At 69.7% G+C, this 12,466-nt stretch carries 11 protein-coding genes and 1 pseudogene; 8 read left to right on the top strand and 4 right to left on the bottom strand.

Translation table 11 applies throughout. From position 1 onward, the window contains the following. Positions 1–234 (top strand): annotated as a pseudogene (locus VFL64_RS10735) (ferredoxin--NADP reductase); the annotation flags it as partial. A 115-nt stretch (positions 235–349) separates the two neighbouring features. Here the strand turns inward: VFL64_RS10735 and VFL64_RS10740 are convergent. Beyond that, positions 350–664 carry a hypothetical protein gene (locus tag VFL64_RS10740; protein WP_489540367.1) on the bottom strand — a complete coding sequence of 105 codons (315 nt, stop codon included), beginning with the start codon at positions 662–664 and terminating at the stop codon, positions 350–352. A gap of 167 nt (positions 665–831) precedes the next feature. On the opposite strand from VFL64_RS10740, the gene VFL64_RS10745 reads away from it, so the two are divergent. Together VFL64_RS10745 and VFL64_RS10750 are read left to right on the top strand one after the other, a co-directional pair. Further along, the gene (locus tag VFL64_RS10745) at positions 832–1,296 is read left to right on the top strand and encodes an SET domain-containing protein (RefSeq protein ID WP_489540368.1); all 465 of its coding nucleotides are present in this window, start codon (positions 832–834) and stop codon (positions 1,294–1,296) included. A gap of 19 nt (positions 1,297–1,315) precedes the next feature. After that, positions 1,316–1,948, top strand: a complete 633-nt coding sequence (locus VFL64_RS10750; RefSeq protein ID WP_489540369.1) for a DNA-3-methyladenine glycosylase I — start codon at positions 1,316–1,318, stop codon at positions 1,946–1,948. Here VFL64_RS10750 and VFL64_RS10755 read toward each other — a convergent pair. Next, positions 1,938–5,012, bottom strand: coding sequence for an ATP-binding protein (locus VFL64_RS10755; RefSeq protein WP_489540370.1), 3,075 nt, complete (start codon positions 5,010–5,012; stop codon positions 1,938–1,940). The genes VFL64_RS10750 and VFL64_RS10755 overlap by 11 nt on opposite strands. Positions 5,013–5,169: 157 nt before the next feature. Between VFL64_RS10755 and VFL64_RS10760 the strand changes: the two genes are divergently transcribed. The 3 genes from VFL64_RS10760 to VFL64_RS10770 all read left to right on the top strand — a co-directional run bounded on the left by VFL64_RS10760 (position 5,170) and on the right by VFL64_RS10770 (position 7,190). Next, positions 5,170–5,838 (top strand): restriction endonuclease, encoded by a 669-nt coding sequence (locus VFL64_RS10760; protein WP_489540371.1) that lies wholly within the window; start codon positions 5,170–5,172, stop codon positions 5,836–5,838. 117 nt (positions 5,839–5,955) lie between these two features. Then, on the top strand, positions 5,956–6,492 hold the full coding sequence (locus VFL64_RS10765) for a LexA family transcriptional regulator (protein WP_489540372.1): 537 nt from the start codon (positions 5,956–5,958) through the stop codon (positions 6,490–6,492). Beyond that, positions 6,489–7,190 (top strand): hypothetical protein, encoded by a 702-nt coding sequence (locus VFL64_RS10770; RefSeq protein ID WP_489540373.1) that lies wholly within the window; start codon positions 6,489–6,491, stop codon positions 7,188–7,190. Before VFL64_RS10765 ends, VFL64_RS10770 begins: the two co-directional genes overlap by 4 nt. A gap of 3 nt (positions 7,191–7,193) precedes the next feature. Here the strand turns inward: VFL64_RS10770 and VFL64_RS10775 are convergent, their stop codons facing one another. Further along, positions 7,194–7,808, bottom strand: coding sequence for an FMN-dependent NADH-azoreductase (locus tag VFL64_RS10775; RefSeq protein ID WP_489540374.1), 615 nt, complete (start codon positions 7,806–7,808; stop codon positions 7,194–7,196). Between the two features lie 112 nt (positions 7,809–7,920). Here VFL64_RS10775 and VFL64_RS10780 point away from each other — a divergent pair, with 112 nt between their 5' ends. Together VFL64_RS10780 and VFL64_RS10785 are read left to right on the top strand one after the other, a co-directional pair. Next, entirely contained in the window at positions 7,921–8,898 is a 978-nt protein-coding gene (locus VFL64_RS10780; RefSeq protein WP_489540375.1) for a LysR family transcriptional regulator, read from the top strand. A gap of 100 nt (positions 8,899–8,998) precedes the next feature. Then, on the top strand, positions 8,999–9,523 hold the full coding sequence (locus tag VFL64_RS10785) for a LapA family protein (protein ID WP_489540376.1): 525 nt from the start codon (positions 8,999–9,001) through the stop codon (positions 9,521–9,523). 21 nt (positions 9,524–9,544) lie between these two features. Here VFL64_RS10785 and VFL64_RS10790 read toward each other — a convergent pair. Continuing rightward, on the bottom strand, positions 9,545–12,466 hold a 2,922-nt coding region (locus tag VFL64_RS10790), incomplete at its 5' end, for an efflux RND transporter permease subunit (RefSeq protein ID WP_489540377.1).

The raw sequence follows: 12,466 nt of genomic DNA on the forward strand, positions 1-12,466 counted from the left end.
ACGCGCGAGGCCTTCCGCAACCAGGGCCGCATCCCCACGCTGATGGAAACCGGCAAGCTCATGCACGACATCGGCCTGCCGCCGCTGTCGAAGGAGAACGACCGCTTCATGCTGTGCGGCAGCCCCGAGATGCTGCGCGACACGCGCGCGCTGTTCGACAAGCTGGGCATGACCGAGGGCAACATGAGCCACCCGGGGCACTTCGTCATCGAGCGGGCCTTTGTAGACAAATAGAGCGCGCCGCCAGGCCGAGCGCCATCAAGCAACAACTCACGGAACGGGCTTTGCCCGGCCGTGGAGTTGGCGCCCCCTCGGGGGGCAGGAGCGCAGCGACGTGGGGGCTTCGTTCCTAGCCGAAGAAGTGTTTGAAAAGATCGGGTTCGTCGACTTCGCGCATCACCAGGCCGCGGATGGCGGCCTCCTGGAACGGCACCGGCTGCGGCGTGCTGTCCAGGTGCGCTGGCATGGTCACGCCCCAGGCGGTGTTGAACTCGGCCGCGGTCGAGGGCCGCACGATCAGCGGCTTGGTGGCGGCGGGGCGCAAGTCCATCGGCACCATGCGCGGTGCGAGCGGGGGCATCTCTTCCCATTCGATGGTGGCGGCCTGCGCCGCGGCGCGCGCGTGGCGCGGGGCCAGCGGGTGGGCAGCGAGCGAGGTGTTCATGGTGTCATTCCCTGTGTTCAATCCTGATGCAGAGCTTATCGGCGCGAGTGCAACGACATGTACGGAAAAGCATGCGATCCAGGCGTCACTTCGGGTTCGAGTCGCGCAGGGCGTGACTTGCTGCGCAGATTGATGGGCTCGGCTGGCTTGACGCCACAATCGTGTCCATGCCCCGACTGACTGAGCTGCCTCCGCTTGAACCGGCTGCGCCGACGCGCGCGCGGCGCGGCCCGCAGCAGGCCGCGCTCGAAGTGCGAGCGAGTGCGATCGACGGGCAGGGCGCCTTCGCCGCCGAGCCCATCACGGCACGCCGCAAGATCGGCGAGGTGCGCGGCGAACCGGTGAGCACGCAGGAGGCGCAGCGGCGCAGCAAGGGAGTGGGCCGCATCATGATGATCGCCGTCTCCGAGCGCCGCGCCATCGACGCCTCGCAGTCCACCGACGCGCTGCGCTTTGCCAACCACTCGTGCCGGCCCAACGCGGTGCTCAAGCTGAACCAGGGCCGCGTGGAGTTCTATGCGCTGCGCGACATCGGTGTCGGCGAAGAGATCACCGTGAACTACGGCGCCACGCACCACCGCGGCCGCATGCAGTGCCACTGCGGTGTGGCCGGCTGCGTGGGCCTGATCTGAATCGAATGAACGGACCGCCATGACGAAACCCGCCCCCGGCCTCTTCGCCGGCGCCGACGGCGCCCACCGCTGCTTCTGGTGCGAGGCGACGCCCGCCTACCAGCACTACCACGACCACGAATGGGGCTTCCCCGTCACCGACGAGCGGCGCCTGTTCGAGAAGCTCATCCTCGAAGGCTTCCAGTCGGGCCTGAGCTGGCTCACCATCCTCAACAAGCGCGAGAACTTCCGTGCCGCCTTCGACCACTTCGAGGCCGAGCGCATCGCGCGCTACAAGGAACGCGACATCGAGCGCCTGCTGGGCGACGCGGGCATCGTGCGCCACCGCGGCAAGATCGAGTCGACCATCAACAACGCCCAGCGCGTGCTCGAACTGCGCAAGGAGTTCGGCTCGCTGGCGGCCTATGCGTGGCGCTTCGAGCCACCACCGTCGTCGCGGCCGAAGCACCTCACGCTGGCCGCGCTGAAGGCGCAGACCACGTCGCCGGAGTCGCTGGCGATGTCGAAAGACCTGAAGAAGCGTGGCTGGAGCTTCGTCGGCCCGACCACGGTCTATGCCTTCATGCAGGCGATGGGCCTGGTCAACGACCACCTCGAAGGCTGCCACGTGCGCGAGGCGGCGCTGCAGGCGCGCGCCGGGCTCAAGACGTAGCGCGCGCCCCGTCGAGCCAGCGCAGCAGGCAGGCGTAGAGCTGCTTGGGCGCCACCGGCTTGGCGATGTGGTCGTTCATGCCGGCGGCCAGGCACTCCTCGCGGTCTTCGGCGTAGGCGTTGGCCGTCATCGCGAGGATGGGCAGGTGCGCGCGCCCGGGCAGGGTGCGGATGGTGCGCGCGGCCTGCAGGCCGTCCATCACCGGCATCTGCACGTCCATCAGCACCAGCGCGTACTCGTGCTGGCGCACGTGCTCCACCGCCTGCGCGCCGTCGCCCACCACGTCGGTGTCGAAGTGCAGGCGGTGCAGCAGGGCGAGCGTGACCTCCTGGTTCACCGGGTCGTCGTCGACCAGCAGCACGCGGGTGCCGGGGTGGCGCGCGCAGATGTGGTCTTCGGCCGAGAGCGGCGCGGGCTCGGTGTCAGGCGGCTCGTCGGGCACGGTGGCCAGGCGCGCCGTCATCCAGAAGGTGCTGCCCGCGCCCGGCGCGCTGCGCACGCCGATGTTGCCGCCCATCAGGCCGGCCAGGCGCTTGGCGATCACGAGGCCGAGGCCGGTGCCGCCATAGCGGCGCGAGGTGGAGTCGTCGGCCTGCGAGAAGGGCTGGAACAGGCGCGCCTGCTGCTCGGGGCTGATGCCGATGCCGTGGTCCTGCACCTCCACGTGCAGCATCACGGTGTTGTCGGCGGCCGGCACGGCGCGCGCATGCACGTGGATGTCGCCGCGCTCCGAGAACTTGATGGCATTGCTGAGGAAGTTGAGCAGGATCTGCTCCAGGCGCATCGGGTCGCCGCGCAGGCGCGCCGGCATGCCGGGGGCGAGTTCGGTGTGCAGCGTGAGGCCCTTGGCTTCGGCGCGGTCGCGCAGCATGCTTTGGGCGTTGGCGATGATCTGCGCGGTCTCGAACTCGCGGTCTTCGAGCTCCAGGCGCTCGGCCTCGATCTTGGAGAGGTCGAGGATGTCGTTGATGATGCCCAGCAGGTGGTGTGCGGCGGCGCTTACCTTGTCGAGCTGGGCGCGCGCATGCGGGTCGGCCGTGTCCTGCTGCAGCAGGTGGGTGAGGCCGATGATGGCGTTCATCGGCGTGCGGATCTCGTGGCTCATGTTGGCCAGGAAGGCGCTCTTGGCGCGGTTGGCCGCCTCGGCCGCGTTGCGCGCGGCCTCGAGGTCGACGGTGCGCTCGGCCACCAGCATCTCCAGGTGGTGGCGGTGGCTCTCGAGCTCGAGCCGCGCCTGGCGTGCCTCGCCGATGTCGAGGATGGCGCCATGCACGCGCGAGATCGCTCCGCGGCTGTTGCGCACCGCCTCGCCTTGCGTGCGCACCCACACCCGCCGCCCGGTGGCGGTGATGATCTGCACCTCCAGCTGGTAGGGGATGCCCTGCGTCGCGCACGCGGTGAAGGCCTCGCGCACCGCGTCGCGGTACTCGGGGGCGTAGCAGCGGCCGGCCTCCTCCAGCGTGGGCGAGGCGCCGGGGGGCATCTCGTGCATGACGCAGGCCTCGTCGGACCAGACGAGCTTGAGGTCGCGCAGCCGCACCACCCAGGCCCCCATGTGCATCAGCTTGCTGGCGATGCGCAGCAGGCTCTCGTTCTCGAGCAGCTTCTCCTGCGATTCGTGCAGGTCGGTGATGTCCTGGATCACGCCCAGCACGCGCTCGGGCCGGCCCTGGTTCATCACCACGCGGCCGCGCGAGCGCGTCCACAGGTTGCGGCCCTTCGCCGTGACCATGGGGATCTCCATGTCCCAGGGCGTGCCCTCGGTGATGGCCGCGCGCACCACGGCTTCGACCTGCGCGCGCACCTGCGGGGCGCAGAACTGGTAGCCCTCTTCGATCGTGTAGGTGGCGTCGGGCGGCACGTCGAGCAGCAGGCGCATCTCGTTGGAGGTGCTGGTGGTCATCGTGGCGATGTCGAGCTCCCAGCCCGCCACGCGGGCGAGCTCGCCGGTGCGGCGCTGGCGTTCCTCGCGCTCGCGCAGCGTCTGCTCGGCGATGGCGCGGGCATCGAGCATGCTGCTGAAGTCGTCGGCCAGGGCCTGCACCTCGCGCGGCGCACCGTCGAGGTCGAGGCCGCGCAGGGCTCCTGCGGTGGGCGTGGCGCTGGCCTGCCGCGCCGCCGCGGCCATGGCCTCGACCGGCGCCGCCGTGCGCCGCGCGAAGGCATAGGCGAGCGCGGCGGCGATCAGCACGGCCAGGGCGGCGAGCCCCGCGCTCCAGATGGTGCGCTGGCGCACCGGCCCGTACACCAGTTCGACCGGGATGCCCACGGCGGCGTGCCAGGGCGTTCCCGGCACCGGCACCACGCCGTAGATGCGGCGCACGCCCTCGGTGTCGGGCGACTCGCCGGTGTGGGCCTGGCCGGGGGTCAGCTGCTGGAACCAGGGCAGTTGCGCCAGGCTCTGGCCGATGCGCTCGTCGGGGTCGACGCTGCTGGCCATCACCAGGCCGTGGGCGTCGACCACGCTGACCTGGGCCTGCGGCGGCAGCTCGCCCTGGCCGGGTGCGAGACGCAGCGAGGCCAGGTCGATCGCCAGCGTGACCACGCCGGGCGCCTCGCTGCTGCCGGTCACGGCGGGCAGGGCCTGGGCGACCAGCAGCACGCGGCGTCCGCTGAACATGCCGCGGCTGACCTGGCCGACGGCGAAGCGGCCGGTCTGCAAGGCCTCCTTCAGGGGCAGGCTGGGGTTGATCTGCGGCGTGCTGCCTGGCGGCGGCGCCAGGGCGCTGCACGCCACCACGCCTGAGCGGGTGACCGTGGCGAGGTTGGTGTAGATCGGGAACAGGTCGCGGAAGCTCGCGAAGATCGGGTCGCAGCGCTGCGGGTCGAGCGCGCTCACGCCGGGGCGGCGCACCATCTGGTCGAGCAGCCGCCGGGCACCGGCCAGCATGCTCTCGGTCTCGAGGGCAGCGGCGCGCGCCGCGCGCAGCGCTTCGGCGCGGGCCCGTTCGGTGTCCTGGCGGGCGGTGGTGTAGCCGTTGTAGGCGATGAGTGCGATCAGCGGCAAGGCCGTGGCCAGCACCAGCAAGGTGAGGCGCGTGCGGATCGGCAGGGCGTGGCGCATCGGCAGGGGAGGCAGCGTTGCGGCAAGCCATTTCCGCATGCCGCATCGAGGGTGTCTACCCCAGGCAATCCCCCCTGGGGCGCGCCGCCTTGTGGCCACCTGCGGGCTCGGTTAGCCTGCGCCTTGCAGAGCAGGGCGGCGAACACCACAAGGCGCAATGACATCCGTGCGACAGCTGGGCATCTTGAAGCGGCTTGCGGCCCGCCTCAGGCAGCGCCGCGCCGCGCCGGCCCTGGCCCTGCCGGTGGGGGCGGAGCTGCTCCAGGGCGTGGGCTGGAACCAGTTCGAGCAGATGGCGGCCGAAGGCTTCCGGCTGCGCGGCTATGCCGTCAGCGAAACCGGGGGCGGCGGCGGGCGCGCGGTCGACATGGTGCTCATGCGCGGACACGACCGCTATCTCGTCGACTGCAAGCCCTGGCGCTCCAACGCGGTCGGTGTGGCGCCGCTGCGCGAGCTGCATGGCCTGATGGCCTCACGCGGCGCGGTGGGCGGCTTCGTGCTGACCTCGGGCGTGTTCACGCCCGAGGCGATCCACTTCGCCGAAGGCCGCAGCATCCAGCTGATCGACGGCCAGTTGCTGCGCGACCTGCTGTTCGCCCGTGAGGAAAAGACGCTGCCGGTGGTGGTGCGCCGCGAGGGCCCCTTCCTCGACACCACGCTGCCGCCCTCGGCCTGGCGCCTGCGCAACCAGCCCTGCCCGCTGTGCGGCGGGCCGATGGTGGAGCGGGTGCAGTCGCAGGGGCCGCTGGCCGGTCAGCGGGTGCTGGGGTGCAGCCATTACCCGTTGTGCGAGGGGACAAGGGAGATCGGCGCCGCCTCGCTCTGAGTGGCTCCGGTCGCGTGGAGAGCACACTTTTCTCAATTCTTGAAATAAGAATCGGTGGTCTGGCTCTTTGATTTCCGCTGAAGTCACGGCACAATTCTCACTTCAAGAATTGAGAATATGGCCAAACTCAGCAACCAGCAGCCCAGCCTCAAGCCGCAGGATCTGTATGTGCTCCTTGCCTTGCTGGCGCGGCGCGGCCAAGCTGCCAGCTACCCCGAATTGGCCGAGTTGACCGGGCTGGCCTCGTCGGCCGTTCACGCAGCACTCAGGCGAGCCGCCGTATCGGGCCTGGCGATGTTTCAGGAACGTCGCCCCGTGGTGCTGAAGCCGCAGCTGAAGGAGTTCTTGCTTCACGGTGCCCGCTATGCCTTCCCGCCTTTGCGCGGTGCGATGGCGCGTGGTGTGCCGACCGCCTATGCGGCGCAGCCTTTGGCAGGCGTGATTGCGCCATCGGCCGACCCGGTGCCTGTCTGGCCCCATGCCAGGGGAACGGTGCGCGGACAGAGCCTTGTGCCGCTTTATCCGTCGGTCCCTGCTGCGGCGCTTCGCAACCCCGAGCTGTACGCGCTGCTGGCCTTGTTCGATGCCTTGCGGTCCGGCCAGGCGCGCGAGCGCAATGCGGCCGAGCGGTTGCTGGAGGGCTACTTCGAATGAAGGCTGCCGATCCGAACCTCGCCAAGGTCGAGCTGGTGGCCGCAGCGCTCGGCCCGTTGACCGAGCAGCTGGTCTTCGTGGGCGGCTGTGCCGCCGGCCTCCTCATCACCGACGCAGCGGCCGCGCCGGTGCGGGTGACCTACGACGTGGACTTGACGGCGGAAGTGGCCGCCTTGTCCGACTACCACCGGTTGGAGTCGCAGCTGGCCGCTCGCGGCTTCCAGCGCGACATGTCGAAAGAGGCACCGATCTGCCGCTGGCGCCTGGAACGTCTGGAAGTCGACCTGATGCCGACCGACCCACGGATCCTCGGCTTTGCCAACCGGTGGTACCCGTTGGTCGTGAGGACGGCGACCCCCACCAGCCTGCCCAGTGGCAGGGTCATCCGCGTCATCACGGCCCCGGCATTCATCGCCACGAAGTTCGAAGCCTTCGCGGACCGCGGGCGTGGTGACGTGCTCGGCAGCCACGACCTGGAAGACATCTTCAATGTGCTGGATGGCCGGCCGCAGCTGCTGGCCGAAGTCGAGCAGGTGGAGCCGGAACTGCGCGGCTACCTGGCCGAGCGCTTCCGCGCCCTGCTGGAAACGCCGCACTTCCTTGACTACTTGCCGGGGCTGATTGCGCCCGACGAGTCCCTTGGCGAGCGGGTGGCGGAGCTGACGCAGCGTCTGCATCGGCTCCGCGCTCTGGCCTGACCCTCAGGCCGCGACCGCCTCGCCCAGCAGGGCGTCGATCTGCGCTTCGGCCGAGGCCAGCGCCTTGGCTTCGGCTTCCGGGCCCATGGCCAGGCCTTCGGCGTAGACGAACTGGATGTCGGTCATGCCGAGGAAGCCCAGCACTGTCTTCAAGTACGGCACCTGGGTGTCGGCCGGTGTGTCGCGGTACAGGCCGCCGCGGGCGAGCGTGATGTAGACCTTCTTGCCGGTCAGCAGGCCCTGCGGGCCCTTGTCGGTGTACTTGAAGGTGACGCCGGCGCGGGCGATGGCGTCGATCCAGTTCTTCAGCGCGGCGGGCACGCCGAAGTTGTACATGGGCACGCCCAGCACCAACACGTCGGCGGCTTGCACCTCGGCAATCAGGGCTTCGTCCAGGGCCACGCGGGCCACTTGCTCGGCGCTGCGCTGCTCGGCCGGGGTGAAGAGGGCGCCCAGCGTGGCTTCGTCCAGGGCCGGATGCGGGGTCTTGCCCAGGTCGCGCAAAGTGAGCGATGACTTGCCGTTGCTGGCCTGCAGGCGCTGGACCACGTCGTTGGCCAGACGGGTGGAATGCGAGCCGACGGTGCGTGCGCTGGAGTTGATCTGGAGGATGTTCATGGTGGGGTTCCTGGTGAATTCGGTTGCGATGGAGTCAATGTAGTTATCCCGAAAACAAAGCGGAAGATGTAGAAATGGATAACATTGTTCCGCCAGAGAAACGGTGGACACCATGAACCAGATCGAACCCAACGACCTCCTGCTCTTCGCCCGGGTGGTGGAAGAAGGCAGCTTCAGCCGCGCCGGTGAGCGCCTGGGGCTGCCCAAGTCGACCGTGTCGCGCCGCCTGGCCGCCCTGGAGGCCCTCCTGGGCGAACGCCTGCTGCTGCGCACGACCCGCAAGCTCACGGTCACCGACTTCGGCCACGGCGTGCTCGAACACGCCCGCCAGGTGGCCGACGAGGTCGAGGCCGCCAGTGCGCTGGCCCAGCACCGTCAGGCAAAGCCGAGCGGGCGGCTGCGGGTGTCGATGCCGCAAGACTTTGCGACCCTGGTGCTGGGCCGCGTGCTGGGCGATTTCGTCGAGCGCTACCCGGCGATCTCGCTGGAGCTGGACCTGTCGCCGCGCCGCGTCGACCTGATCGGCGAGAACTTCGACCTGGCCCTGCGCATGGGCGAGCTGGGCGAAGACAGTTCGCTGGCCGCGCGCCGCGTGGCGACCTTCTCCAACGGCCTGTATGCCGCCCCCAGCTACCTGAAGAAGCATGGCGTGCCGCCCGAGCCCGAGGCCTTGATGGAGCACGACAGCCTGCAGATCCTGACGCGCACCGGCGACGCCCTGCCTTGGGTGCTGACGCGCGGCGACGCCCGCTGGGAAGGCGTGCCGCCGGTGCGTGCCCGCGCCAACTCGCCCGAGCTGCTGATCCGCCTGGCCCGCGCCGGCGTGGGCATCGCCGCCGTGCATGACCACTTCGCCGAGCCCTATGTGCAAAGCGGCGAGCTGATGCCGGTGCTGGTCGACTGGTACCTGCCCAGCAACGCCGCCTGGGCGGTCTTCCCCGGCCGGCGGCTGATGCCGGCGCGCACGCGGGTGTTCCTCGATGCGCTGGAGGCCGAGTTCAGCGGCCCGCGCTGCCAGGTGGCAAAGGAAGAGGCGCAGGCGCGGCGCGACGCACGTATCCGGCAGATGAAGCAGGTGGTGGCGGGCTAGTCTCCCGCACCAGGAACCGGGCCTGTCCTACAGCCGGCGCGAGGCGGCCGGGCGTATCCTGCCTGCGACCGCCTGCCCCAGGTTCGCCCAGGAGACACCCATGACCCGTGCCCTGTCCCTGATCGCCGTGCTGCTGCTGATCGGCGTGTTCGCGCTGCTCAACTGGACCGCCTTCACGGCGCCGACCACGCTCTCGCTCTTCTTCACCACGGTGCAAGCGCCGCTGGGCATCATCATGCTGGGGCTGCTGTTCCTGCTGGCGCTGCTCTTCACCACCTGGGCGATCACGCAGCAGGCCGGCATGCTGATCGAGACCCGCCGCCACACGCGCGAGTTGCAGACGCAGCGCGAGCTGGCCGACAAGGCCGAGGCCTCGCGCTTCGTCGAGTTGCGCGCCTTCCTGAGCGCGGAGCTGCTGCGCGTGTCGCAGTCTTCGTACGAGGCGCGCGCCGACCTGCTGGCGCGCATGGACCGCCTGCATGACGAGACGCGCCTGAGCCTGGAACAGCAGGCCAACTCGCTGGCCGCGACCATCGCCGAGCTCGACGACCGCCTGGAGCGCGGCCACCTGCCGCCCCCGGAGATCACGGCGCGCGGGGACGTCACGCCGCCGCTGCGCCGCTGAGCGGCTTTCTTCCTCTTCGCCCTACTTGCCTTCGCTGGCGTCCGCCGCCAGCGAAGGCTGGTGCGCCGCATGGTGGTGGCGCTTGGTGTGCTTCGACACCCACTGCTCGATGTCGTCCACGAAGGTGAACACCACCGGGATCACCAGCAGGCTGAGGAAGGTGGAGGTGATCAGCCCGCCGATCACCACGATGGCCATGGGCGCACGGAAGCTCGGGTCCACCCCCAGGCCGATGGCGATGGGCAGCATGCCCGCGCCCATGGCGATGGTGGTCATCACGATGGGCCGTGCGCGCTTGTGGCAGGCGTCGAGGATGGCGTCCCAGCGGTTCAGCCCGTGCTCGCGCCGCGCCAGCACCACGTAGTCGATCAGCAGGATCGAGTTCTTGGTGGCGATGCCCATCAGCATGATCAGGCCGATCATCGACGGCATGGAGAAGGCCGTGTGCGTGACGAAGAGCGCGAAGAACGCGCCCGGGATCGAGAGCACCAGGGCCACCAGGATGGTGGCAGGCTGGACGAAGTCCTTGAAGAGCAGCACCAGCACGATGTAGATGCACAGCACGCCGGTGGCCATGGCGAGCAGGAAGCCCGTCACCAGCTCGCCCATGGCCTCGGCATCGCCGACCGCGGTCTGCGTGACGCCGCTCGGCAGGTTCTTCATGCTGGGCAGGTTCTCGGCCGCAGCCTGCACGGCGCCCAGCGGCTGCTGGTTCAGCTCGATCTCGAAGTTGACGTTCTTGCGCCGGTCGAAGCGCGCGATCTCCGACGGGCCGCTCGCGATCTCGATGGTGGCCACGCTGGACAGCGGCACGGGGCCGCGCGCGCCGGGCACGGGCAGGCGCGAGAGCAGGGGCAGGTCCTGCCGGCCGTCGTCGGCCAGCTTGACCACCACCGGCACCTGGCGCTCGCTGAGGTTCATCTTGGCCAGGCCCTGGTCGTAGTCGCCGGCGGTGGCGATGCGCAGGGTGTCGGCGATGGCGGCCGAGGTCACGCCCAGGTCGGCGGCGCGCGCGAAGTCGGGCCGCACGATCAGCTCGGGCCGCACCAGGCTCGCGGTGGAGGTGACGGCGCCGATGCCGGGGATGCTGCGCAGCTCGCGCTCCACCTGCGCGGCGTGGGCCATGAGCACGCGGCCGTCCTCGCCGGCCAGCACAAGCACGTACTTCTCGCTCGACGCCCCCAGGCCCACCTTCACGCGGGCACCGGGCAGCGCCTCCAGCGCGGCGCGCAGCTGGCTTTCGATGTCCTGCTTGCTCACGCCCCTGCGCTCGTCGCGGTGGGTCATGTTGATGGTGAGCACGGCCTTGCGCACGTCGCCCCCGCCGGAGGGCGCGAACGGGTCGGCGCCCGCGCTGCCGCCGCCAATGGCGGTGTAGATCATCTTGATCTGCGGGTTCTTCTGCACGATCTCGCGCGCCTGCTCGGCGAGCGTGAAGGTCTCCTTGAAGGTGCTGCCGGGCGGCAGGGTCAGCGTCACCTGCGTCTGCGAGAGGTCGTCGGGCGGGATGAAGCCGGTGGGCAGGAAGGGCACCAGCGCGAAGGAGCCGATCGAGAAGACCGCCGCGCCGACGAGCGTCCAGGCGCGGTGCTTCAGGCACCAGGCGGCCCAGCGCATGTAGATCCGCATCCACGCCGCGTCGCCGCTGTCTTCCTTCTTGGGCTTGCGCAGGATGTAGGCCGCCATCATGGGCGTGAGCATGCGCGCCACCACCAGCGAGAAGAACACCGCGATGGCCGCCGTCCAGCCGAACTGCACGAAGAACTTGCCCGGCACGCCGCCCATGAAGGCCGTGGGCAGGAAGACCGCGATCAGCGTGAAGGTGGTGGCAATGACCGCCAGGCCAATCTCGTCGGCCGCCTCCATCGCCGCCTGATAGGGCGTCTTGCCCATGCGCAGGTGGCGCGTGATGTTCTCGATCTCCACGATGGCGTCGTCCACCAAGATGCCGACGACGAGAGACAGGCTCAAGAGCGTCACCACGTTGACGGTGAAGCCCATCAGGTGCATCACGGCGAAGGTGGGGATGGCCGACAGCGGCAGCGCGACCGCCGAGACGAAGGTGGCGCGCCCGTCGCGCAGGAACAGCCACACCACCAGCACCGCCAGGAAGGCGCCTTCGTACAGCAGCTTCATCGAGCCGTCGTAGTTCTCGATCACCGGGTCGACGAAGTTGAATGCCTCGGTGATGGTGATGTCGGGGTGCTCGGCCTTGAGCTTGTCGAGCGCGGCGCGCACGCCGTTGGTCACGTCGATCTCGCTCGCGCCGCGCGAGCGCACGATCTCGAAGCTCACCACCGGCTTGCCGTTGAGCAGGGCCGCCTGGCGCTGCTCGGCCACGGTGTCGCTGACCTTGGCGATGGCGTCCAGGCGCACGTGGCGGCCGTCGCTGAGCGTGATGTCGAGCGCCGCCAGCTCGTCGGCCGACTGCACGGTCGCCAGTGTGCGCACCGACTGCTCGGCGCCGCCCAGGTCGGCGCGCCCGCCCGAGGCCTCCTGCTGGATCTGGCGCAGCTGGCGCGAGACGTCGGCCGCGGTGATGTTGAGGGCCAGCATGCGGCCCGGATCGAGTTCGACGCGCACCTCGCGCGAGACGCCGCCCACGCGCGTGACCGCGCCCACGCCGTTGACCGACAGCATGGTCTTGGAGACCTGGTTGTCGATGAACCAGGAGAGCGCCTCGTCGTCCATGCGGGTGGACGACACGGTGTAGGTGAGGATGGGCGTGCCAGCGAGGTTGACCTTCTGGATCACCGGGTCGCGCAGGTCGGCCGGCAGGTCGGAGCGCACGCGGGCGACCGCATCGCGCACGTCGTCCACCGCCTCCTGCGTCGGCTTCTCGAGGCGGAACTCCACCGTGATGATGGCCGTGCCGTCGGACAGGTTGGTGTAGATGTGCTTGAGCCCCTGCACCGAGGCGAGCGAGTTCTCGATCTTGCGCGC

Origin of the sequence: Rhizobacter sp., from assembly GCF_035702065.1 — a bacterium.
GTDB lineage: Bacteria > Pseudomonadota > Gammaproteobacteria > Burkholderiales > Burkholderiaceae_C > Rhizobacter.

Excerpts from the sequence above, each read along its gene's own strand:
- VFL64_RS10740 (WP_489540367.1), bottom strand. The coding sequence starts at position 664 with ATGAACACCTCGCTCGCTGCCCACCCGCTGGCCCCGCGCCACGCGCGC.
- VFL64_RS10745 (WP_489540368.1), top strand. The coding sequence starts at position 832 with ATGCCCCGACTGACTGAGCTGCCTCCGCTTGAACCGGCTGCGCCGACG.
- VFL64_RS10750 (WP_489540369.1), top strand. The coding sequence starts at position 1,316 with ATGACGAAACCCGCCCCCGGCCTCTTCGCCGGCGCCGACGGCGCCCAC.
- VFL64_RS10755 (WP_489540370.1), bottom strand. The coding sequence starts at position 5,012 with ATGCGCCACGCCCTGCCGATCCGCACGCGCCTCACCTTGCTGGTGCTG.
- VFL64_RS10760 (WP_489540371.1), top strand. The coding sequence starts at position 5,170 with ATGACATCCGTGCGACAGCTGGGCATCTTGAAGCGGCTTGCGGCCCGC.
- VFL64_RS10765 (WP_489540372.1), top strand. The coding sequence starts at position 5,956 with ATGGCCAAACTCAGCAACCAGCAGCCCAGCCTCAAGCCGCAGGATCTG.
- VFL64_RS10770 (WP_489540373.1), top strand. The coding sequence starts at position 6,489 with ATGAAGGCTGCCGATCCGAACCTCGCCAAGGTCGAGCTGGTGGCCGCA.
- VFL64_RS10775 (WP_489540374.1), bottom strand. The coding sequence starts at position 7,808 with ATGAACATCCTCCAGATCAACTCCAGCGCACGCACCGTCGGCTCGCAT.
- VFL64_RS10780 (WP_489540375.1), top strand. The coding sequence starts at position 7,921 with ATGAACCAGATCGAACCCAACGACCTCCTGCTCTTCGCCCGGGTGGTG.
- VFL64_RS10785 (WP_489540376.1), top strand. The coding sequence starts at position 8,999 with ATGACCCGTGCCCTGTCCCTGATCGCCGTGCTGCTGCTGATCGGCGTG.